This is a genomic window from Sphingomonas sp. R1, assembly GCF_025960285.1.
Classification (GTDB): Bacteria; Pseudomonadota; Alphaproteobacteria; order Sphingomonadales; family Sphingomonadaceae; genus Sphingomonas.
The window spans coordinates 2,956,721-2,977,095 of record NZ_CP110111.1 but is presented as its reverse complement, the minus strand read 5'-3'; the positions used below and the strand labels follow the sequence as shown (position 1 = coordinate 2,977,095).

The window sequence follows — 20,375 nt, the reverse complement described above, 5'->3', positions numbered from 1 at the left end:
TCTCCTTATGGATTGATGTCGCGCAGCATCCGCACGCGGTGCTCGACGATCGCGGTAAGGTTGGTCGCGTCTTCCGCAACGAGGCGGGTGCGGACGAGCACGCAGCTCGCCACCTGCCAGCCCTCGCCGAGCCCCGCCGGCATGCCGGCAATCGCCGCCTCGACGAGCTCCGCCAGCGCCCGCACCCGGTTCCGCGCCTGTCCCGTATCCCGCACCAGCACCGCGATCCGCACCTCGCGGCCGTCCTGGTCCTTGGTGCTCCAGTCGCTAAGCACCGGATCGTCGACCAGCAGATAGGGCCGGGGCGTGCGGGCCGGCGGGGCATCGAAGATACCGTTGACCTGCGCCACCAGCGCCGGCTGTCCGGCAAGCGCCGCGCGTACCGCGCCGGTGATTGCTTCCTGCGCGCTCATCGCAGCAGCCCTCCCAGCCAGCGCAAAGCCGGATCGGCGAGCCAGCGCCGCCGCAGCCCGCGGCCCGACAGGGTGACGCGGGTCTCCTCGACGGATACCGACAGGTCCGGCACCGCCGCGCGCACCCGCTCTTCCAGACGCGCCGCCGCCTGCGCGGCCCCGCGCCGCCCGATCGCCTCGGCGCGGGCGTTCAGCGGCTCGAGCATGATCGCCGCACTCCCGCCATCAGCTGCAGCCGCCGCCAGGGCCGCCAGAAGGCGGCCACCGCCGCCGGCGGCACGCCGGCCTCGCCGCGCCCTTCGATCAGATGTGCGGCGAGCAGCACCGCCCCTTGCGCAAGCGGCGGCGGCAGGTCGTCCCAGCCCGTCGCCGTGCCCGCCGCGAAGGTCACGCGCACCCGGGTGTGCTCGCCGAGCGCCAGCCGCACCCAGCCCTCGCCGCGCGCGTCGAGATCGATCGCATAGCCGGAAACCGGCAGCGGCGTGGCCGCGCCGTCGCCGCCGACGGCCTCGACCGCGCCGATCGCCGTCACCGGCGCCACCGGCAGCCGCTGCCAGTCGGGCGCGCGCGCCAGCCAGGTCTGCCAGTCGCGCGCGATCCACGCGATTCCGGTAAAGCGTTCGCCGAGCGTCAATGCCGTCTGCACCGCAGTGCCGAGCGCGGCATCATCGGCGCTGCCATCGATCCGCAGATAGGCCTTCACCGCCGCGCACGCAGCCGCGATCGCCGCCGCCGGAAAGGGCGGTGCGTCCATGGTCGTTCTCCCCATCAAAATGGGCGCGGCAGCCCCCGGCCCCGCGCCCGGCCCCGGCTCAGTTGGCGGCGAACTTCAGCAGCTTGATCGCTTCGGCATTGCTGACCATGCCGCCCAGCCGCTTGGTCGCGTAGAAGTGGACAAAGGGCTTGTTGGAATAGGGATCGCGCAGGATCTGCGTCTCGCCGCGCTCGGCGATCAGATACCCCGCCTGGAAATTGCCGAAGGCGATCGACAGGCTGTTCGCCGCGATGTCCGGCATGTCCTCCGCCTCGACCACCGGATAGCCGAGCAGCGTCGCCGGCTGGCTGGCCGAAAGCCCCGGCTGCCACAGCAGCTCGCCCTGGCTGGTCTTGAACTTGCGGATCCGGGCGAGCGTCGCCGAATTCATCACCCAGGCGGCGCCCTGGCGATAGGGCGCGCGCAGCGCCTGCACCAGATCGATCAGCTTCTCCTCCGGATTGGCGGCAAAGGCGCCCGCTGCGCCGGTCGCCAGATATTGCAGCGTGCCGAAGGCGCGCGTGGCGTCCGCCGCGGTCGAGGTCGGCGCGGCGAGGAAGCCCTTGGGCTGGTTGACGCCGGTGCCGCTGACGAACGCCGTGCCCTCGGACTGGGCGAATTCGCGGGCGATTTCCCCCGCCAGCCAGGCTTCCACATCGAACATCGCGTCGTCGAGCATCGCCTGGCTCGCCGCGGGGTTGGCATAGAGCTCCCCGAACGGGGGCGCGACTTCGTTGAAGGTCGGCGTCGCGGTGATCGGTCGCGCGGCGGTCTCGGAGGTCCAGCCGCTGTCGAAGCCGCCGCTGGCCACCAGCTTGCGGTAGCCGCTGGTTCCTACCTTCACCACATTGGCGATGGCGCGGATGGGCGAGATCGCCTGCAGCGTCACGTCGATCTGCGCATCGATCTCGCGCGGCACCGCATAGCCGCCCTCGGCCCCGCTCGCGCCGGACAGCGCCTTGGTCTCGACTCCGCCGCGCAGATAGCCGTCGAACGCCGCGCTTGCCGCCGGGCGCCCACCCGCCAACATCGGCCGTACCGGCGGCAGCGCCGCCTGCTCGAAACTCGTCACCAGATTGTCCATGGTCATCTCCCACGCCAGAAAAGGTTGAAAAGCTCAGGCAACCGCGTGCACGCGGGCGAGCGGCTGCATCGGCTCCGCCACCAGGCTCACCTCGATCAGCTGGAGCGCGGTCAGCTCGCGCACCCGCCCGCGCCGCGCCGCGCGCACCCGGTAGCCGAAGGACAGCCCCGCCACCGCGCCGTCCGCGACCAGCGCCGCCAGCCGCGGATCCTCGACCCGGCCGATCACCCGCAGCCCCCGCGCATCCTCGCCGATCGCCTCGATCGCGCCGACCGGCCTGCCGCCATGCTGCCAAAGGAGGGGCACCGGCCCCACCGGCCCGAAGGCGCCGGCACGCACCACGTCGCCGCCGCGATCGACGGCGTCGAACACCGCCGCATAGCCGGCGAAGCGCACGCTCATTTCAGCCAGCCGGGAAAGCCCAGCCGCATCGCCAGCAGCACCAGCACCAGCGCCGCCACGGTGCGGCCCAGCCACTGCATCACGGCCTTGAGCATCGATTTCTTGGCATCCCGCCACGCGCCGAGCAGCTCGCGCAGCTCGGCCATGTCCTTGGCGGCGCCGCTATCCTCCAGCCCAAGCCGGGCGAGCGCGCGATTGGCGCCTGCGGTGCCCGCTTCCTCGGCAATGGCGCGCAGCGTCGTCAGCTCGGCGCCTTCGTTCTCGGCCTGCGCAATCAGCTCGGCCAGCATCGATCCGTCGTTCATGGCAACCCCACCAGTTTGCGTTTCTCGTCATCGGTCAGGAAGGATGCGGCGCTCACCTGCTGCCACAGCCGCTCGCGATCCTCGGCAAGCGCGGTCACCCGATCGAGATCGACCGACAGCGCCGCGTCCGGAAACCAGGGGCAGAGCCCGTGTGCGATGCCGCCGAGCAGATGCGCGGCCATCGGCAGGATCGCGAGCCGCCACAGCGCGCGGCCGGCCTCGCGGTAATTGGCATAGGCGGCGTCTCCGGGCAGGCCGAGCAGCATCGGCGGCACCCCGAAGGCCAGCGCGATCTCCCGCGCCGCCGCCGCCTTCAGCCCCACGAAGTCCATGTCGGCGGGCGTAAGACTCATCGCCTGCCATTTCAGCCCGCCCTCAAGCAGCATCGGTCGCCCGGCATTGGCGGCGCCGGCGAACCCGGCCTCCATCTCGTCCTTCAGCCGGGCGAACTGCTCGGGCGCCAGGGCCGAGCCGTCGCCGGGATCATAGACCAGCGCGCCGCTCGGCCGCGCGGCATTGTCGAGCAGCGCCTTGTTCCACCGCGTCGCGGCGTTGTGGATCGCGATCGCACCCGCCGCCGCATCCAGGCAGCCCAGGCCATAATGATCGTCCGCCGGATGGAAGGCGCGCAGATGCAGGATCTGCGGCCGCCCGCCATCATCGGCCGCCAGCCGGGTCACGTGCTCGCCCACCCGGTAGCGATAGGCGACCGGCCAGCCATCGGCGTCCGGCTCCACGCTCACCCGTTCGGGCCGCAGCGCGTAGAGCGTCTGCAGCCGGCCCGCGCCGTCGGTGAGCAGCTGGACATAGCCGTTGCCGTGCAGCAGCAGCTGCGTCGCCAGCGTCTCGAGCAGCCGCTGCCCGCCCGACGGCGCCGCGAGCAGCGCCAGCAATGCCGGATCGGAGCCGGTGAGCGGCGCGCCGCCCACCCCTTCGGCGACCAGCCGCACCGCGCGCTGGGCAACCGGGTTCTGGCAATAGCCGTCGCGCAGCTGCCCCTCGTAGCTGCGCGGCCAATCACCGAAACTGCCCCAGCCGCCCCGGGCCAGCGGCGGCCGCCCGGTCTCGCGCGCGGCCTTGCGCCCGAACCACTTCATCGCGCCAGCTCCGCGACGCTGAGCAAGCCGTCCTGGTTCAGGTCGCGCGCCCGATAGGCGGCGGTGAGCGCGGCGCGCATGCCGTCCCAGAAGCCGCCCGTCAGCCGGACCGGCGGGAAGGCGCGCTCGACCAGCGCCTGTACCTCCGCGGCATCGAGCAGCCCGTCGCCATTGCGGTCGCCCGTCGCCACCGCCACGCCGGCACCTACCGCCAGCCCGGTCCGCGCATCGAGCGCGCACGCGCCCGTCAGCAGGGCGAGCAGCCCCGCAGCCATGCAGTTTCGCATCGGAAGTCTCCTGAACTCGAGATCGAAGCCCCTCCTCCTGGGAGGAGGGGGGGATGGGGTTGGAGGGCCGCCAGCACCTTGATTGGTCGCGGCGCGACCCCCCCGCCCCACTCAACCCCTCCCCTGCAGGAGAGGGGCTTGAACCTGTGACCTACACCACCCGCACCGCGGCGCGCCCGCGCCGGCCGAGCAGCAGCTCGGTCGCCGCCCAGACCAGCGCGTCGGCGCGGTCGGGGGAGCGGCCCGGCCCCTGATAGCCGCCGGCCACCTGCAGCCCGGCCATCTCGTCCTCCAGCGCCGTGAACACGCCGGCGTGCCACACCAGGCCCTTTTCGTAGAGCAGCGCGACCGGCTCGGCCCGTACGCTCTTGCCGCGGCTGGCATGCACCAGCCGGATCGGCAGCCCGGCCCGGGCGGCGTTGAGCACGCTTTCGACCATCGCCCCGCCCTGGTTCGCTTCCGCCACCACGCATTCCGCCTCGAAGCGCAAGGCGCAGTCGGCGACCGCCGCCGCCCAGCCCTCGGGGCGGAGGCCCGCGACGCTCGCATCGGCCAGCACATAGCCATGGCCGTCCGCACCCAGCCCGATCGCGACGATGCCGCAGGCGTCCCCCTCGGTCCCCGCCGGGGGGTCGACGCCGACCACCACCCGCGTCAGCCCGGCGGGCGCGGCGCGCCGCTGCCGCTCGATCAGCGCCCGCGGCCAGAGCGCGCCGGGCACGTCGTCGATCATCTCGCCGTCCAGCTCCTGCCGGCCCAGCCGGGTGCCGGCATAGTCCGCCAGCATGGCCTCGACGAAGCTTGCCGGCAGGTGGATATTGTCGCGCGTGCGCCCCCGCGTCTCGCGCACTCCGGGCATCGCCATCACCCGCCGCATCAGCTTCACGGGGCGCGGGGTCGTCGTCACCACCACCCGGGGCTGTTCGCCGCGCCGCATGCCCATCATCAGATTGTCCCAAGCCGCCTCGCCGCCGGCGGCGGGCCATTTCGCCAGCTCGTCCGCCCAGGCAAAGTCATGCTCGGGTCCGCGCAGCTTTTCGGGCGCTTCGGCCGAATAGAGCAGCGCGCGCGCACCGGAGCCGAACACCAGCTCGCCCGCGCTCGCCCGCCACTGGAGTAGCTCGCCCTCCCAGGCGACGGCGAGCAGCCCCGAGGGCCCTTCCACCATCACCCGCCGCGCATCTTCCAGCGTCGCGCCGACCAACGCGATGCGCGCACCCGGCACATCGCGTGCCATCTGGCTCACCCATTCGGCACCCGCCAGCGTCTTGCCGAAGCCACGCCCGGCACGGATCAGCCATACCCGCCAGTCCCCCTTCGGCCAGAACTGCCCCTCATGGGCCCAGCGCTCCCACCATTCGTTGAACACGCGCAGTTCGCCGTCGGACATGCGCTCCAGCATCCGCGCGCGCTCCTTGTGCGGCAGCAGCGCCAGCCGCGTAAGCGCACGGCTCATTGCCCTTTTTCCGCCCGGAGCCGCTTCTCGAGCGCATCCAGCCGCTTTGTAAGCGCCGCCTCGGCCTCTGCGCGGCTCGCCCGGGCGACCTGGCCGCCCAGGCGCTTGTGCCGGCCTTCCACCGTCGGCCGGTGATTGCGCAGCAGATTGAGCGCCAGCTCGGGATCGAGCGGCTCCTCCGTCACCGCGCCGGTGCCGAACGCGACGTCGTTGACGCCCGCCCCGGCCCGGCGGAGCAGGCGTTCCTCCAGCCGGTCATACCCCATCAGCAGCGCGTCACGCCAAAGCGCGGCAAACTCCGGATCGCGCCGCCGGAGCGCATAGACTCCGCCCTTCGACATCTTGGCCTCGGCGCAGGCGAGCCCGACATTGCAGGTCACCGCCAACGTATCGAGGAAAACCTGCCGCTTGTCGCGCGTCCAGCCGCCCAGCGCCACCTGCCGGATCTGCCGCCGCCGCTGCTTCCCCGCTGCAATCGTGAGTGCCATCCGCCTTCTCCCGGAAACGCGAACGGGCCGCGGCAGCACGTGCCCGGCCCGTTCCAGCAGAGCCGCTCAGCACGACTCGCAATTCTTCAGCGTTCCTGTTTTGTGCCACATCATCGTGACGATGTCAAGCGGGATTAACCCATCTGGTTCGCACGCACAAAAGGGCCGCGTCTCATAGTGAGTATGCCGTGAATATACCTAGCCCTTCGCAGGATCCGCAGCAAAGTAACGCCGAGACCGGTGGTCATGACAACGTTAGCATCATAATCGCGGCAAAGACCGCCGTAACATTACGCAGGCGCATCCTTCACCGTAGTTTACCGGATGGAAGACAAGCGGTTAACCATCTTGTGCGGTGCACTGCATCGGAATAGAGGCGCCACGCCCGAGCTGTATCCCGGTCCACCCGCACACAGTATCGCGTTCCCAATGCGCCGGTAGAGAGGCCGACGCATGCGGAAATCGGAGCTTCAGGCCCTCATCGTTGCCCAGTCGACAGGTACGCCACTGCCGTGGTGTGCCCGCACGCTGGCGTTCCGGAGACGTCCCTTGCCGATTTTCAGTGTGTCTTCTCGTATTTCCTTCTCATTGTTCATACGTCCGCTGCGCCGTTCGCCGGCGGAACTCCGTTCGCCGATGCCGCGTCGCCGCCGTCGCGCGCTGCGGGGCGCGCGCGTAGCCGGGGCGCCCCGCCGGCCCGCCCCGGCGTTCCCCCGCGGCTTTCTCTACCCGGTGCACCGGCCGGCGCTGGGCCCGCTGCGCCCGATCCTGCTGCTCATCGCGGTGGGCGCCGCCGTCGTCGCCACATTGCTGTGGAGCGCAGGCGAGCAGATGCTGGCCCAGGCCCGCGCCGATGCGCTCGCCGCGGCGACGCGCGAAAATGCCAATCGCGCGATCGCCTATGAACAGTTCGTCGCCCGCACGCTGGACAGCGCCCGGCTGGCGATCGATCATTATGCCGATCGCTTTGCCACGATCGCGCCCCGCGCCGGCATGTCGACATCGCCGCAGCTGCTCGATGATCCGATCGCGCGCAACCGGCTGTTCGCCTCGGTCGCGGTGGTCGATGCCGCCGGCGCGGTGCGATGGGCGTCGGTGCCGGGGCTGCCCGCGCTCGATCTCGCGCGGCATCCCACCTTCGTGCAGCTGCGCGAGGATCGGTCCGGACGGGTGACGATCAGCGAGGCGGAGATCAGCCGCTTCGTGCCGCGCCCGCTGATCTCGATCAGCCGCGCGATCCGCGACGCCAATGGCCGCTTCCGCGGCGCAGTGGTGGTGCGGATCCCGGTCGAGCGGTTCGTCGATTTCAACGCGGGTGCCGCCACCCACCCGCTCGACGTGATCTCGGTGATCCGGCTCGACGGCATCACGCTTGCCCGCCGCACCGGCACCAGGATCAGCTACGGCGAAAATCTCGCCGGCAAGGCGCCGATGCGGCACCAGCAGGCCGACCCCAATGGCACCTATGTCGGCCCGAGTGCCTTCACCGGAATCCGCCGCGTGTTCAGCCATCGCCGGCTGAGCGACTATGGCATCTTCGTCACCACCGGCCTGGCCGAGCGTGACATCCTGCGCGGCGAGGATGCCCGGACGGTGCGCGTGCGGGGCATGACCACCGGCATCACGCTCGCGATTGCCCTGTTCGCCGGTCTCGCGATGCACGCGCTGCGCCGGCGCGAGAAGGCGGCGCGCGATCTGGCCGGCACCAACGACCGGTTGCACGAAGCCCAGCGGATCGGCGGCATCGGCGACTGGGAATATGACATCGCCAGCGATCGCCTCGTCCTGTCGGACCAGCTCTGCCGGATGTACGACCGCGCCCCCGACGACGACATGGTCGACGGCCGCGCCGCGCTGGCCATCCTGCCCTCGTCGGACCGCCGCCGCCTGCTCGCCGCCGTGCGCGCGGCGATCGTCACCCGGCGCCCGCAAAGCTGCGACGTCACCGCGCGCACCGGGCGGCGGCACCGCTCGCACCGGCGCATCCGCATCGTGCCGATCGAAGCGGCGAATGGCGCGATCGGCTCGCTAATCGGCACCGATCAGGACATCAATGCCGAGAGGGCGCATGCCGCGCTCCGCGAGGAAATCGCGCACGGCGCGCGCGTCCAGGCGATGAACATCATGGCGGCGACCATCGCGCACGAAATCGCCCAGCCGCTCACCGCCGCGTCCAACTATGTCGCGGCCGCGCGCCTCGGCGAGGGCCGACAGGAGGATCTGCTCGACAAGGCACGCGCCCAGATCGGCCTTGCGCACGGCATCATGCAGCGTGCGCGCGACATGGCGGCCAATCGCAGCGCGGGCGGCGCCGCGCGCATTGCCGAGGCCGTCGACGACGCGCTGGCGCTGCTGCGCGCCTCGGTGCCCGACTGCACGGCCTCGATCGGGGTCGATCTCGATGCGGCGGCCGCCTGGGTCGCGGCGGACAAGGTGCAGGTGCAGCAGGTGCTGCTCAATTTGCTGCGCAACGCCGCGCAGGCGGTGGACGGACGTGCCGGCGCGCAGATCCGCGTCGCCAGCGCGCTCCAGGCCGACGGCATGGTGCTGCTGACGGTAACCGACAACGGTCCCGGCATCCGCACGCCGGAGGACCTGTTCCAGCCGTTCGTCTCGACGCGGCCGGCAAGCGGGCTGGGCCTCGGCCTGTCGATCTGCCGGACGATCGTAGAATCCTATGGCGGGCGGATCTATGCCGATGGCAGCCTGCTGCGGGGCGCCCGGCTGTGCTTCACCCTGCCGGGCCTCGCCATGCCGGAGCGCCTGGCGGAATCAGCGTAGGGCGGCGACGGCAGCGGCCCATGCGGCCTGCTCGGCGGGGCGCGGCGCCAGCGGTTCGGGCGCGCCGAGCACGCCCGCCGCGAGATCCGCCTCGATCGCGAACGCCCCCTCGAAGGTGGCATTGCCGCTCAGCATCACGCGCCGATCCGCCTCGGCCTGGCCGCGGACCATGCCGCCGCGGTTGAACACCTCGACGGGCACGCCGAACGCGGTGCGCCCGGTAAGCGCGGCACTGAGCACCGATGCCGCCATCGCGCTGCCGCAGCTGTCGGTCAGCCCCACGCCGCGCTCGAAGGTGCGGACGTACAGGCGCGACGGACCGCGCACTTCGACGAACGAAACATTGCCGCGCGCCGGCAGCAGCGCCGGGCGGCTCTCGCACCAGGTGCCGAGCGCCACCAGCTCGTCCTCGTCGACCGTATCGACGAAGGTGACGAGATGCGGGTTGGGCATCGCCACGGCGGTGAAGGCGCGGGCGTTCGGCAGGCCCGGAATCGGCGCGTCGATCACCTGCTCGGGCGCACCGACCAGGCCGACATCCGCGCTGCGCGTCGAATTGGGCCCGACCAACGTGCGGATCGTCGCCACGCCCGGGGCGATCTCGGGATCGCGCGCGACCTGCGCCGAGCTGGTCTTCAGCTTCACCTGCGCGGCATCCAGCCCGAGCAGATCGAACCCGAGCCGCGCCGTGCAGCGCAGGCCGTTCAGGCAGGTCTCGGCTTCGGACCCGTCCGAATTCCACATCCGCATGCCGAAGGCATGGGCGTCATCCCCCGGCACCAGCGCCAGCAGGCCGTCGCCGCCCACCGGGCCGCCGCGCTCGGCCAGCAGGCGGGCGAGCGTCGCCCATTCCGGCTCGCCCAGCGCGAGCGCACGGGCGTCGATCAGCGGGAAGTCGTTCCCCGAACCATGGCACTTGATATAGTCGATGCGCATGGCCGCCCATCTAGGGAAGCGATGGCGCTTTGGCTATGCTGCGCGCGGCACGCCCCCGCCCAGCGCCGCCACCTGCGCGCGGTCGCGCTCGAGGATCGCGGCGAAGCTCGGCCGGGCATGGATCGCATCAACATAGGCCGCGGTGCGGGGATAGCGGGCGGGGTCGACGCACACACCGATACAGCCCAGCGTCGCGAGCGGGCTCGCCACCGCAATGTCCGCGAGGGTAAGCCGATCCTCGACGAGGAAGCCGCTGTCGGGGATGGTCCGCTCCAGATAGTCTAAGATCGGCGGCAGCTGTTCGCTCTCCGCCTGGTCCGCAGCGGCATGATCGCAGGGCAGCTTCATCACCCGCGGCTTCACGAAGCGGTTGCCGAAAATGGCGCCGCCCGCAGCCATCATCACCGTATCCGCCATTTCGTCGAACCAGATGGTGCGGGCACGCGCCTGGGGCTCCAGCGGGATCAGGTTCGGCTCGGGGAACTTCGCCTCGAGATAGGTGACGATCGCGGTCGAATCGGAGATGGTGAAGTCACCGTCGCGAAAACCGGGGATCTTGCCGAACGGGCTGATCGTGCGGAATTCGGGATCCGGACTGCCGGGCCCGGCAAATTTCAGCCGCAGGTCCAGCCCCTTCTCTGCGCCGAACACCATGCACTTGCGCACATAGGGCGAAAGCGTCGAGCCAAAAACGATCATCGCAGTGCCTCTCCTGTATATGTTTGCCCTCATAGCCGATTTTCCGCCAAGTCGCGCGTCCTTGGCGCGACAGAAGGGCGCGAACGTGCGAGGCTGCAGGCGATGAACCTCTACCTCTTCCTTCTGCTCGCCTGCTGCGCCGCCGCCGCCTTCGCCGTGCTGAAACGCCGTATCGATCACCTCGATCGCGATCTGCAGGCGATGGAACTCCGGCTCTCGCGATTGCAGCCGCTTGAAGAGGCACCAGCCCCGCCTCATCGGACGCCGACCGCTATTCGGGTCGCAGCAGAGACACGCGCGCCCTCCCAAACCGAGACTACAGAGGCGGCCCTGCCAACTCCGGCGGAGGGCCCCCGCCCGCGCTTCGAACTGCCCCGACTGAGCTTCGAAACGCTGGTGGGCGGGCGGCTGCCGATCTGGATCGGCGGCGTGGCGCTGGTGCTGGCCGGCTTCTTCCTCGTCCGTTACTCCATCGAGCAGGGGCTGCTGGGGCCCGCCGCGCGCACCGGAATCGCAGCGCTGTTCGGGCTTGCGCTGATCGCGACTAGCGAAGGGGTACGGCGGCTGCCGGCCACGCGCGACGACGCACGCCTGGGCCAGGCACTGGCCGGTGCCGGCATCGCCAGCCTCTATGGCACGCTCTACATGGCGGCGGCACTCTATCACCTCATCGCACCGCTGCCCGCTTTTGCCGCGGTGGTACTGGTGACGCTGGGCGCGCTGGGCCTGTCGCTCCGCCATGGGCCGCCGACCGCGATCATGGCGCTGCTGGGCGGCTTCCTGGCGCCGCTGGTGGCCGGGTTCTCTGCAGCGGGCATCGGGCCATTGCTTGTCTATCTCGGCCTGTTCGTGGCAGCGCTGTTCGGCCTGGCAGTCCATCGCCGCTGGGGCTGGCTGGCCTTCGCTGCGAGCTTCGCCGGGCTCGCCTGGGCGCAGTTCCTGATCGCGGTCACCGATGGGCAGGGTAATCTTGCCTCGGTGGGCGGCTTCACCATGCTGCTGGCCGGCGGGGCAAGTGCGCTCCTGCCCGCTGCCGGTATCCGCAATCGCTGGCTGCGATTGCTCCCGCTGCTCACCGGGATGCTGCAGCTGGTTGTGATCGCGCCCGGCTTGGACTTCGGGCCGCTCGCCTGGAGCTTCTACCTTGTCCTTGCGGCAGCCGCGCTGATGCTGGCCTGGCGTGATCCGATCTATCTGCCGGGCGCGCTCGCCAGTGCTGCGCTGCTGCTCGCGCTGGAGGCACTGGCGCTCGCATCGGCCCATCCCGGGGCGACGCCGGTCGCCGCCATCGCCGCGACACTGCTGTTCGCAGGTACGGGACATGCCCTCTGGTCGCGCGGCCGCGGCTGGGTAACGCTGGCATTGATCGGCGCGAGCGGGCCGGTGCTGGTCGCGCACGGCCTCGCTGCCGATCTGCTGCCGAGCGCGATCTGGGGTGTTCTCGAAGCACTGGCCGCCACCGCCTGCGCGCGCCTCGCCTGGTTGCTGCGATCCGAGGCCGACGATCCCGCCCTTACCGCCGCCACGCTTGCTGCCGGCCTGCTCGCCACGGTCGCGCTTGCGCAGGCGGTTCCGCATGGCTGGCTCTCGCTGCCGCTGGCGGCAGTGCTTGGCGCGCTCGCGGTCTGGGCAAGGCAGGTCCGCGCACCGAACCTGTTCGTCCTTCCGATCCTCCCCCTGCTCGCGGCGTTGGTCGCCGCCGCCCCCCCGTTGCTGGCGCTCGCCGACACGATCGGGCGATCGCTCTTCGGGGAGCAGTTGCCCTATAGGCATCTGCCGGCGCTTGCCGATCTGCTGCGGGGGCTCGCCTTGCCGATAGCGGCAGCCCTCGCCTTCCTGATCGACCCCCGGGCGTTCGGGCGCGCCCGCCATATCGCCGCGTTGCTTGCCGGCACGGGCGGCGTGCTCCTGCTCTACACCCTGGCCAAGCAGCCGCTGGCGCTTGCAACACCCGAGGATTTCCGTGACTGGGGTTTTATCGAGCGGGGACTGCTGACTCAGGTCGTGCTCGCCGCGGGCTGGGCGTTGCTGCGCGCCGGCCGCCTGCCCGTGGCGGCGAAGGCGTTCCTTATCCTCGGCTTCTCGCGCCTGCTGTGGTTCGATCTGCTCCTGCTGAACCCCGTGATCGTCGCGCAAGCAGCGGGCCCAATGCTGGCGCTGCATCTGATGCTGGCCGCCTTCTGGTGCTGGACCCTGCCGCGACTGCGCATCGCCGCCGCACTGCTCAGCATCGTGGGCGCACTCGCCGCGGTGCGCTGGATGGCTCATGGCACATTGCTTACCGGCACGATCGGCAACCTTGAGAATGGCGGATATTCGGCGGTGCTGCTCGTGCTGGCGCTCGCCTGGCTGTGGCGCGGGATCGCCGCCGGGCGGCACGATCTGCGCCTCGCCGGGCTTGGCCTGCTGACGCTCACCACCTTCAAGGTGTTTCTGGTCGATGCGGCAGCGCTGGACGGCCTGCTGCGCATTCTTTCCTTCCTGGGATTGGGCGTGGCGCTGATCGCGATCGGCTGGGCATATAGCCGCTTCCTCGCCCGCCCCACCGCCGCAGGGGACGTGCCACCCATCACCTGAGCTCATAATGATCCGCCACCCGGTCGAGCGCGAGGCACAGCACCAGCTTGCCGGCGCGCGCGGGCCAGCCCAGCCCCTTTTCGGCGGCACTTACGCCCTCCGCCGCACACACGACGCGCCACAGAATGTCGGACAGCCCTCCGCCGACGGCAGCGATCACGGCGTCGAAGCGGCGCTTGGCGGCGATCTGCGCCAGCGTCGGATCCATCGGCTCGGGCGCCGCTCGCCTACCGCCCGCGCGCGGTGCAGCATCCCATCGCATTGTCACCCGCGGCCCCAGTGACGCCATCTCGTAATCGCTTCGCAAGCGCTCGCCCGCCTCAAACTGCCGTGCGTCTACGTGCCCCCGCGATCGCAGCCAGGCGAGCGGCGATTCGCCCACATTCACCGTTACGCTGCCCCCCCTGCCTGTCGTGCGCTCCATCAGCTCCCGCGCCATCGCGATCTCCTTTTGTTCTCGCCGCCCCTCTTGCCACGTGGGCCCATCTGTAGGAAAGACGAAAACCGATTTGGTTAGGAGCAAGGCATGATCACCGCGATTCGCGAAGTGCGCCGGGCAAAGGGCCTGACCCTTGACGATGTTGCCCGTCGCTGCGTACCGCCGACCACCGCGCAGACGATCGGGCGGCTGGAGACCGGTACCCGTACCGTCTCCGTCGCATGGCTCAATCGGATCGCCGCCGCGCTGGACGTCGACGCGGCCGATCTCGTGCAACTGCCAGACCGCCCCGACATTCCCGTTGCTGCGCTGCTCGAAGCGGACGGTGCCCATGCCCCGCGCCGCCCGGCAACGCTGGTGTCACCGCGCCCGGACGCCGGCACCATCGCCATCGCGGTGGAGGCAAGCATCGGTGAATATCGCGCCGGCGACGCTATCTGGTGCGAGCGCCTTGCCCCGGCGGAGTTCGGCCGCGCACTCAATCGCGACGTGCTGGTGCCACGCCCCGGCGGTCGCTTCCTCTTTGGCCGGCTAATCGGTCGGGAGGGGGATCGGCTGCAACTGCTCCCTCCGGGTTCGGGCGGCCGCCAGCAGGTGTTGACCGACCCGGCCTGGATTGCGATCGCGGTTCGGCTGGTACGCGCGCTATAGGCAATGTTACGCCCTTGCCGGGGGCCTTTGTTGCGCGCAAAATGCTGCGCAACAGGAGGGAAGAAGACCATGAAGAAACTGGCTCTCATCGCATCCGCAGCGATCCTCGCCGCGGCCGCCCCGGCGTTTGCCGACGACTGGGATTTCATGCTGGTCAACAACACCGGCAAGCTGATCGAAAAGATCGAGGTCGCTCCGGCAGGCTCGAGCAGCTGGGTCGAGAACAAGGTGGATCCGGAACTGAAGAAGGACACCAAGATCAAGATCGGCGGCAAGACGACGGTGCATTTCGACAAGGGCGCCCAGTGCAAATATGACGTCCGGGCGACGTTCGAGGACAAGAGCACGGCAGTGTGGTCCGGCTATAATGTCTGCGACAATAGCTATCTTACAATTGCCTTCGCCGGCGACAGACCAACCTTCAAGGCCAACTGACGCCGGACGCCGGGCTGCCCACCGCGGTGGCCCGGCCGCAAGCCGGTGCAGGATGGCTGAAAGCAAATCTTTGTTCTCCTAGCTGATCGCTAGGATATTCTGGCAGCTCGTTAAGGAGCTGCTCACGCATGGCTAATGCCGCCACCCCCCGTTTCCCCTTCGCCTGGCAAGTGCTGCTCGGCATGGCCGCCGGCTTGGGGCTTGGTTTCCTTGTCCGTGCCACAGGACAGGTAGGGCTCGGGGAAGGACTGCACACCACCGGCCAGTTGTTCGTCCAGCTTTTGAAGGCGCTGGTGCCACCGCTGGTGTTCACCGCCATCGTCGCCTCGATCGCTGCGCTGCGGGACCTCGACAATGCTGCCAAGCTTGTCGCCCGCACCTTGCTCTGGTTCGCCGCCACGGCACTCATCTCGGTGCTGATCGGCATCATGCTCGGCCTGCTGCTCCAGCCCGGCCTCCATGCCGGCGTCACGGCGAGTGCGGCCAAGGCGCCGTCGAGCACCGGCTCGTGGCTCGATTTCCTGAAAGGCGTGGTGCCCGCCAATTTCCTCGGCATCACGGCCGCGACCACGTTGAAGGACGGTGCCGCCACTACCGGCCTGTCGTTCAACGTTCTCCAGATCATCGTCGCCGCCATCGCAATCGGCGCCGCTGCGGTTCGCATCGGGGAGGCGGGCAGCACCTTCCTGCAGTTCAACGCGTCCGCGCTCGCCATCTTCCGCCGGCTGCTGCGCTGGGTGATTGCGCTCACGCCGATCGGTACCGCCGCGCTGATCGGCGATGCCGTCGTCCGCTATGGCTGGGACGCGCTGTCGGCCCTCGGCGCTTTCGCCGCCGCCATCTACATCGGCCTCGCACTGGTGCTGCTGGTTGTCTACCCGACACTGCTGGCGGCCAACGGACTCAACCCTTTGCGCTTCTTCGCCAGCGCATGGCCGGCGATCCAGCTCGGTTTCGTCTCGCGCTCGTCGGTCGGCACGCTGCCGGTGACCGAGGAGGTGGTCGAACGGCTTGGGGTCCCCGCCGCTTACGCGGCCTTCGCGGTGCCGCTGGGCGCTACAACCAAGATGGACGGCTGCGCCGCAATCTACCCGGCCGTCTCGGCAATCTTTGTGGCACAGTTCTTCGGCGTGCCGCTCCATCTCGCTGATTATGGCCTCATCGCGTTCGTCGCGGTGGTCGGCTCGGCCGCGACGGCGGGGCTCACCGGCGCCACGGTGATGCTTACCCTCACCCTCTCGACCCTCGGCCTGCCGCTGGAAGGTGCCGGACTGCTGCTGGCGATCGACCCGATCCTCGACATGGGTCGTACCGCCGTGAACGTCGCCGGTCAGGCACTGGTGCCGACCATCGTCGCCCGCCAGAGCGGTCTTCTCGCCGCCGAAGTGCTCGGCGCCCCGGCCCATGCTGCTACGGCCTGACACGATGGTTTCCGGTCACCCGTTCGCCGGCGAGATCGCCGATGCGGTCTCGGCGCTCAACACGGTCCGCTCGTCCTGGCGCGAGCGGCGCGCCGAGCATCGCGGCCTGTCTCGGTTCCCCGCGCCGGCGGAGCTCGCACGCTTCATGGAGCATGTGGCGGCCGCGCTGTTCCCCACGCGTCTGGGCGGCTTTCGCGGCGGGATCGCCCGCGAGGACGATTTCGTTGCCGAGCAACTCGCGCATGCGCTGGCCATCCTGCGTGAACAACTGGCCGCGGAGTTCGACTATTGGCAGCTCCACAGCGCCACTCCGTTCGAAAGCGATCAACCGGACTTGCTCGTCCGGCTGTTCGCCGCGGCGCTGCCCGAGATACGCGCGCTGCTGGACGAGGATGTCGATGCCGCATTCGTCGGCGATCCCGCGGCACGCAGCGTGGACGAGATCCTGATCAGCTATCCCGGCGCGCTGGCGATCCTCCACTATCGCATCGCCCACCAACTGCACGGGCTCGGCGCGGTGATCGTCGCACGTATCCTATCCGAGCTCGCCAATGCCCGCACCGGTATCGACATCCACCCGGCGGCGACGATCGGCCCCAGCTTCTTCATCGATCACGGCACCGGCGTGGTGATCGGCGAGACGGCGATCATCGGCCGCAACGTGCGGCTGTACCAGCACGTCACGCTTGGCGCGCGGAGCCCGCTGGGGCTGGCGCCGGCAGGCCCGCGCAGCCGCTTCGCCCGCCATCCGATCCTCGAAGACGACGTAATCGTGTATGCCGGTGCGACGATCCTGGGCCGGGTGACGATCGGCCGTGGCAGCACGATCGGCGGCAATGTCTGGCTGCTCGACGACGTGCCTCCCTACAGCGTGCTGGTGCAACCGGCGGCGGTGTCCCTCTATGGCGATGCGCAGAACAACATGACCGTTCGGCTCGCCGAGCATCGCGACTAGGGCGCAGCCGGCGCCGACGCTGGCGCGGACGCCCGCCGACGCGCCATCTCCGCCATCAAACGGTCGAAGCGCTGCTCCACCTCGGCAAGCCCCAGCTCGCCGCCATTGATCGCACGCCGATCGTCGCCGAGTCCCGGCGTCGCCGCATAGCGGTCGAGCCCGTGCGCCTGCCAGAACCACCCCGCGCCCAGGCAGCCGCCATCGGGCGTGCGGAGGAAATCGGGGATCTGCGCCAGCGGCAGCTGCACGGCGTCGGCGAACCGGCTGCAATTCCCCCGCCCGGTCAGCTGCTTGGGACCATAGCCGCGGAACCGCCAGCCATCCCCCGGCTCGGTATTGCCCAGATTCGTGCGACCCCAGTCGCCACCGTAGAGCAGGTTCGCCAATTCCTCCTGCCGCGCCAGGGGCAGGCTGCGCTCGCCCGATTTGCGCCCCAGCCGGCGAGCATCGGCCTCGCTGATCCGGTGCCGCCCAAAGGTGCCGAGCAGCCCCTGCACGCTGTAGTTCAGGCTCTCCGACAGGCGCGTCAGACCGCCGCTTTCGACGCCGATGTTGGCGAGGAAGCTGCAGATCTCGCGATCGGTATCGATGCCGAAGCGGCGGCAGGCGCGCTGCATCGGTTCCACCCAGCGCGCGAGTTCGGCGGGCAGGCTCTCGGGGAACGCGACCTTGAGGAAGGGCAGATCGACCAGGTCGACCTGCGACGCCGGCGGCGAAGGATCGACCGGCGCCTGCTGCACCACTGCCAGCATCGCCTGAGTGTCCGCCACCGGCTGGTCGAGCACCTCCCACGCGCGCGGCCCGACGATTCCGTCGGGCACCAGCCCGTGCCGGCGCTGCCAGGCGCGCACCGCAGCCTCGGTCGCGCCACCGAAGATGCCGTCCAGCTCCAGTCCGAGCGCCTTCTGCAGATCCCGTACCGTATCCCCGCGCATCCCCCGGCGCAGAGTCGGCCGGTTCCGATCGTCCACCGCGGCGATCGGCGGTGGCGGCGTGCGCCCGGACAGGAGCAACTGCACCTTTGCACGGAAGCCGGCCATGTCGAACAGCGGATCGTTCTTGCGGCCCGGCGCCCATTCCTTATGGCCGCAGCACAGGGTGGCAGGCGCGCCGATATGGGCGAGGATGGCCGCCACACCCCGCTGATAGGCATCGATCTGCACGTCCGGCCAGAGATCCTGGGGACGTCCGCCATTTTCCGCCTCGATCCCGATGAAGCTCGAATTGCCGGTCTCGATGCCTTCCCAGCGTCCGGGCCCGGCATGGTTCGCGCGCCCTGCGGCTACGACGTAAAAGGTGCCGTCGCGGCCGAGGGCAAGCTGGCAGAGCGGACCTGCGAGATCGGAGCGTCCGCGGATCAGCAGGTCCAGCGTGGGCATGTTGCCGCCGGCGATGGTGCCGGTGTGGTGGCACATCACTCCGCGTACCGGACCCATTTCGCCGCGCCCGCGCGTTCGCCAGTCGGCGGTTTCCGCCACGCGCAGCCCCGCGCGCTCCAGCACCTCCGGAAGCCAGGTGAGCGAGAAGGTCATCGCGAGGATCCTTCCGGCTTCATGGCGACACCCCCCGAGGCGACTGGCAGCATCGCGTCCGGCGTCAGTTCCGCCTCTGCGATCGGCACATCGGCGACACAGCCGTCGACATGCGCCTCGGCGACTTCCGGTTCGGAGCCGAACGCTGCGGAGGCAGCCGCTCCGCCGGTGCGGCCCGTCGGCGCGGCACCCGGTTCCGGCTTCGCCTCCAGTTCGGGCTCCGGCTTGCGCAGCACCGGTCGCTCGCCGGTTCGCGCCTCCGCCTTGGCCAGCAGGTCCGGCACCATCCGCTCGCTGAATCCCGCCAGGAATCCGCAGAGCCCGATATAGAGCGTGCCCGCAACGGCGGGATCGCTGCGGCCGATCGCGAGATTGACAAAGCCGGACAGCACCAGCGCCACGAACACGACGCCCGCGATGATGCCGATGGCGACGCGCAGCGCCGCATCCATCATGTTTGCCTGACGATTGAGATCGGGCAGAACGGTGCGCTCGCGGATCGCCAGCGCGATCGAGAAGAAGCTGCCCAGCGCCCCCGCCATGCCGCCACGCCAGAGATCGGTCGCGTGATCGAAGCAGCGGGGGTCCCGGGCGGGCGGGCACAAGGCGGCCTGCTGCCAGGCCGCGATAAGGCTGGCGAACAGCATGAATCCCAGCGCGAGCAGGACGGCGGCGATCAGATACTGGAAGCGCGCCCAGCCGACCCGCTCCGCCAGCACCTCGCTCTTCACATTTTCCAGCACCGCGCCGCCGCCAGTCAGATCGCCTTCCAGCGCCACCACCAACCCATCCGCAACTCGCCGATCGTAGCGGGCGGCCCGCCGGCGGAGGCGCGCGCCGCGGCTCTCGCCCGCCAGTCGCCACAACCAGGCCGGCCGATCGAGCACCCGGTTCGGAGCATCGCGCCAGCCGTCGATCAGCCCGTTCAGCTCGCCCCGCATCGGTGCGAGCTGCGCCAGCGCCTTGCGCTGCTCGTCCGCCTTGTCAGGGGCATCGGCGAACTGGATCGTGACGCGCTCGCTGGTTTGGTAGACGGCATATTCCGGCGGCTTGCGCGCATAGAATTGCAGCACCTCCACGCCCGCGGAGTCGCGCTCCTTCAAGGCCAGATCCGCGATGTTCATTGCCGGCCAACCCGCCGTAACGAGCAAGGCACGACAGACTCGACGACGCACTCCATTCCCACCCTCCCCCGAAGCGGACAAACGGAACTCTCGGCATTCTCAACAACGCCGGTTGCGACTCACGATTTTACTGCTGGACCCCGCCCATATTTTCTTGCACATCTTCGTTCGAAGTCAACGGGATCAAACAAGATGCTTGGCGCAGTGACCGAATGCCGCGGTCATGCGATTGAGTTATTTGAAAGTTCTTCGGAAGCCCGGGATGACCCGCGCCCGAATACATGCGCGGGCGCTGACCGTACGGCGATAGCGATAGGTGAAGGATCCTGGTGGGCGGTGACGGGCTCGAACCGCCGACCCTCTCGGTGTAAACGAGATGCTCTACCAACTGAGCTAACCGCCCGTTTCCGGGAAGCCGGCGATGTACGCGATTTCGCGCACAGGTCAACGCCTGTCGCACAAACGCCCTTCGCCACCCCGTTCCAGACGCCGTTAGCACCGCGATCGCGCCCCTCATAGCCGACCTGGAACGACGCGGA

General features: G+C 69.8%; 21 protein-coding genes and 1 tRNA gene. 6 read left to right on the top strand and 16 right to left on the bottom strand.

Annotation, left to right across the window (positions count from 1 at the left end):
- Positions 1-5: 5 nt before the first annotated feature.
- The 10 genes from OIM94_RS14240 to OIM94_RS14195 form a co-directional block, all read right to left on the bottom strand.
- Positions 6-413: a DUF3168 domain-containing protein gene (locus OIM94_RS14240; RefSeq protein ID WP_264607356.1), complete on the bottom strand. Its 408-nt coding sequence runs from the start codon at positions 411-413 to the stop codon at positions 6-8.
- On the bottom strand, positions 410-619 hold the full coding sequence (locus OIM94_RS14235; RefSeq protein ID WP_264607355.1) for a hypothetical protein: 210 nt from the start codon (positions 617-619) through the stop codon (positions 410-412). The genes OIM94_RS14240 and OIM94_RS14235 overlap by 4 nt, the downstream gene beginning before the upstream one ends.
- Positions 604-1,167 (bottom strand): head-tail connector protein, encoded by a 564-nt coding sequence (locus OIM94_RS14230; RefSeq protein WP_264607354.1) that lies wholly within the window; start codon positions 1,165-1,167, stop codon positions 604-606. Before OIM94_RS14230 ends, OIM94_RS14235 begins: the two co-directional genes overlap by 16 nt.
- Positions 1,168-1,225: 58 nt before the next feature.
- Positions 1,226-2,251: a phage major capsid protein gene (locus tag OIM94_RS14225; protein ID WP_413716358.1), complete on the bottom strand. Its 1,026-nt coding sequence runs from the start codon at positions 2,249-2,251 to the stop codon at positions 1,226-1,228.
- 33 nt (positions 2,252-2,284) lie between these two features.
- Positions 2,285-2,653, bottom strand: a complete 369-nt coding sequence (locus tag OIM94_RS14220) for an HK97 family phage prohead protease (RefSeq protein ID WP_264607353.1) — start codon at positions 2,651-2,653, stop codon at positions 2,285-2,287.
- Positions 2,650-2,958, bottom strand: a complete 309-nt coding sequence (locus OIM94_RS14215) for a DUF6127 family protein (RefSeq protein ID WP_264607352.1) — start codon at positions 2,956-2,958, stop codon at positions 2,650-2,652. The genes OIM94_RS14220 and OIM94_RS14215 overlap by 4 nt, the downstream gene beginning before the upstream one ends.
- Positions 2,955-4,055 carry a phage portal protein gene (locus tag OIM94_RS14210; RefSeq protein ID WP_264607351.1) on the bottom strand — a complete coding sequence of 367 codons (1,101 nt, stop codon included), beginning with the start codon at positions 4,053-4,055 and terminating at the stop codon, positions 2,955-2,957. The genes OIM94_RS14215 and OIM94_RS14210 overlap by 4 nt, the downstream gene beginning before the upstream one ends.
- Positions 4,052-4,342 (bottom strand): hypothetical protein, encoded by a 291-nt coding sequence (locus OIM94_RS14205; protein WP_264607350.1) that lies wholly within the window; start codon positions 4,340-4,342, stop codon positions 4,052-4,054. Before OIM94_RS14205 ends, OIM94_RS14210 begins: the two co-directional genes overlap by 4 nt.
- Positions 4,343-4,493: 151 nt before the next feature.
- Positions 4,494-5,798 (bottom strand): DNA-packaging protein, encoded by a 1,305-nt coding sequence (locus OIM94_RS14200; RefSeq protein WP_264607349.1) that lies wholly within the window; start codon positions 5,796-5,798, stop codon positions 4,494-4,496.
- The gene (locus OIM94_RS14195; RefSeq protein ID WP_264607348.1) at positions 5,795-6,286 is read right to left on the bottom strand and encodes a hypothetical protein; all 492 of its coding nucleotides are present in this window, start codon (positions 6,284-6,286) and stop codon (positions 5,795-5,797) included. Before OIM94_RS14195 ends, OIM94_RS14200 begins: the two co-directional genes overlap by 4 nt.
- 588 nt (positions 6,287-6,874) lie before the next feature.
- Between OIM94_RS14195 and OIM94_RS14190 the strand changes: the two genes are divergently transcribed.
- On the top strand, positions 6,875-9,067 hold the full coding sequence (locus tag OIM94_RS14190) for an ATP-binding protein (RefSeq protein ID WP_264607347.1): 2,193 nt from the start codon (positions 6,875-6,877) through the stop codon (positions 9,065-9,067).
- Here OIM94_RS14190 and dapF read toward each other — a convergent pair.
- Positions 9,059-10,003 carry a diaminopimelate epimerase gene (gene dapF / locus OIM94_RS14185; protein WP_264607346.1) on the bottom strand — a complete coding sequence of 315 codons (945 nt, stop codon included), beginning with the start codon at positions 10,001-10,003 and terminating at the stop codon, positions 9,059-9,061. The genes OIM94_RS14190 and dapF overlap by 9 nt on opposite strands.
- A 33-nt stretch (positions 10,004-10,036) precedes the next feature.
- Positions 10,037-10,702 (bottom strand): glutathione S-transferase family protein, encoded by a 666-nt coding sequence (locus tag OIM94_RS14180; RefSeq protein ID WP_264607345.1) that lies wholly within the window; start codon positions 10,700-10,702, stop codon positions 10,037-10,039.
- A gap of 102 nt (positions 10,703-10,804) precedes the next feature.
- On the opposite strand from OIM94_RS14180, the gene OIM94_RS14175 reads away from it, so the two are divergent.
- Positions 10,805-13,279, top strand: coding sequence for a DUF2339 domain-containing protein (locus tag OIM94_RS14175; RefSeq protein WP_264607344.1), 2,475 nt, complete (start codon positions 10,805-10,807; stop codon positions 13,277-13,279).
- On the opposite strand, the gene OIM94_RS14170 is transcribed toward OIM94_RS14175, so the two are convergent.
- Positions 13,272-13,718, bottom strand: coding sequence for a DUF6456 domain-containing protein (locus tag OIM94_RS14170; RefSeq protein ID WP_264607343.1), 447 nt, complete (start codon positions 13,716-13,718; stop codon positions 13,272-13,274). The genes OIM94_RS14175 and OIM94_RS14170 overlap by 8 nt on opposite strands.
- Before the next feature lie 87 nt (positions 13,719-13,805).
- Between OIM94_RS14170 and OIM94_RS14165 the strand changes: the two genes are divergently transcribed.
- The 4 genes from OIM94_RS14165 (at position 13,806) to epsC (ending at position 17,180) form a co-directional block, all read left to right on the top strand.
- Positions 13,806-14,369, top strand: coding sequence for a helix-turn-helix domain-containing protein (locus tag OIM94_RS14165; protein WP_264607342.1), 564 nt, complete (start codon positions 13,806-13,808; stop codon positions 14,367-14,369).
- Between the two features lie 69 nt (positions 14,370-14,438).
- Positions 14,439-14,804: a hypothetical protein gene (locus tag OIM94_RS14160; protein ID WP_264607341.1), complete on the top strand. Its 366-nt coding sequence runs from the start codon at positions 14,439-14,441 to the stop codon at positions 14,802-14,804.
- A 128-nt stretch (positions 14,805-14,932) separates the two neighbouring features.
- The gene (locus OIM94_RS14155) at positions 14,933-16,225 is read left to right on the top strand and encodes a dicarboxylate/amino acid:cation symporter (protein ID WP_264607340.1); all 1,293 of its coding nucleotides are present in this window, start codon (positions 14,933-14,935) and stop codon (positions 16,223-16,225) included.
- On the top strand, positions 16,209-17,180 hold the full coding sequence (epsC, locus tag OIM94_RS14150) for a serine O-acetyltransferase EpsC (protein ID WP_264607339.1): 972 nt from the start codon (positions 16,209-16,211) through the stop codon (positions 17,178-17,180). Before OIM94_RS14155 ends, epsC begins: the two co-directional genes overlap by 17 nt.
- Here epsC and OIM94_RS14145 read toward each other — a convergent pair.
- The 3 genes from OIM94_RS14145 to OIM94_RS14135 form a co-directional block, all read right to left on the bottom strand.
- Positions 17,177-18,712 carry an N-acetylmuramoyl-L-alanine amidase gene (locus OIM94_RS14145; RefSeq protein ID WP_264607338.1) on the bottom strand — a complete coding sequence of 512 codons (1,536 nt, stop codon included), beginning with the start codon at positions 18,710-18,712 and terminating at the stop codon, positions 17,177-17,179. The genes epsC and OIM94_RS14145 overlap by 4 nt on opposite strands.
- Positions 18,709-19,836: a hypothetical protein gene (locus OIM94_RS14140; RefSeq protein ID WP_264607337.1), complete on the bottom strand. Its 1,128-nt coding sequence runs from the start codon at positions 19,834-19,836 to the stop codon at positions 18,709-18,711. Before OIM94_RS14140 ends, OIM94_RS14145 begins: the two co-directional genes overlap by 4 nt.
- A 327-nt stretch (positions 19,837-20,163) precedes the next feature.
- Positions 20,164-20,239: transfer RNA gene (locus OIM94_RS14135), tRNA-Val, on the bottom strand.
- Positions 20,240-20,375: the final 136 nt, after the last annotated feature.

Bases quoted from the DNA above. Each gene is read 5' to 3' on its own strand.
- OIM94_RS14240 (WP_264607356.1), bottom strand. From the start codon at position 413: ATGAGCGCGCAGGAAGCAATCACCGGCGCGGTACGCGCGGCGCTTGCC.
- OIM94_RS14235 (WP_264607355.1), bottom strand. From the start codon at position 619: ATGCTCGAGCCGCTGAACGCCCGCGCCGAGGCGATCGGGCGGCGCGGG.
- OIM94_RS14230 (WP_264607354.1), bottom strand. From the start codon at position 1,167: ATGGACGCACCGCCCTTTCCGGCGGCGGCGATCGCGGCTGCGTGCGCG.
- OIM94_RS14225 (WP_413716358.1), bottom strand. From the start codon at position 2,251: ATGGACAATCTGGTGACGAGTTTCGAGCAGGCGGCGCTGCCGCCGGTA.
- OIM94_RS14220 (WP_264607353.1), bottom strand. From the start codon at position 2,653: ATGAGCGTGCGCTTCGCCGGCTATGCGGCGGTGTTCGACGCCGTCGAT.
- OIM94_RS14215 (WP_264607352.1), bottom strand. From the start codon at position 2,958: ATGAACGACGGATCGATGCTGGCCGAGCTGATTGCGCAGGCCGAGAAC.
- OIM94_RS14210 (WP_264607351.1), bottom strand. From the start codon at position 4,055: ATGAAGTGGTTCGGGCGCAAGGCCGCGCGCGAGACCGGGCGGCCGCCG.
- OIM94_RS14205 (WP_264607350.1), bottom strand. From the start codon at position 4,342: ATGCGAAACTGCATGGCTGCGGGGCTGCTCGCCCTGCTGACGGGCGCG.
- OIM94_RS14200 (WP_264607349.1), bottom strand. From the start codon at position 5,798: ATGAGCCGTGCGCTTACGCGGCTGGCGCTGCTGCCGCACAAGGAGCGC.
- OIM94_RS14195 (WP_264607348.1), bottom strand. From the start codon at position 6,286: ATGGCACTCACGATTGCAGCGGGGAAGCAGCGGCGGCGGCAGATCCGG.
- dapF (WP_264607346.1), bottom strand. From the start codon at position 10,003: ATGCGCATCGACTATATCAAGTGCCATGGTTCGGGGAACGACTTCCCG.
- OIM94_RS14180 (WP_264607345.1), bottom strand. From the start codon at position 10,702: ATGATCGTTTTTGGCTCGACGCTTTCGCCCTATGTGCGCAAGTGCATG.
- OIM94_RS14175 (WP_264607344.1), top strand. From the start codon at position 10,805: ATGAACCTCTACCTCTTCCTTCTGCTCGCCTGCTGCGCCGCCGCCGCC.
- OIM94_RS14170 (WP_264607343.1), bottom strand. From the start codon at position 13,718: ATGGCGCGGGAGCTGATGGAGCGCACGACAGGCAGGGGGGGCAGCGTA.
- OIM94_RS14165 (WP_264607342.1), top strand. From the start codon at position 13,806: ATGATCACCGCGATTCGCGAAGTGCGCCGGGCAAAGGGCCTGACCCTT.
- OIM94_RS14160 (WP_264607341.1), top strand. From the start codon at position 14,439: ATGAAGAAACTGGCTCTCATCGCATCCGCAGCGATCCTCGCCGCGGCC.
- OIM94_RS14155 (WP_264607340.1), top strand. From the start codon at position 14,933: ATGGCTAATGCCGCCACCCCCCGTTTCCCCTTCGCCTGGCAAGTGCTG.
- epsC (WP_264607339.1), top strand. From the start codon at position 16,209: ATGCTGCTACGGCCTGACACGATGGTTTCCGGTCACCCGTTCGCCGGC.
- OIM94_RS14145 (WP_264607338.1), bottom strand. From the start codon at position 18,712: ATGACCTTCTCGCTCACCTGGCTTCCGGAGGTGCTGGAGCGCGCGGGG.
- OIM94_RS14140 (WP_264607337.1), bottom strand. From the start codon at position 19,836: ATGAACATCGCGGATCTGGCCTTGAAGGAGCGCGACTCCGCGGGCGTG.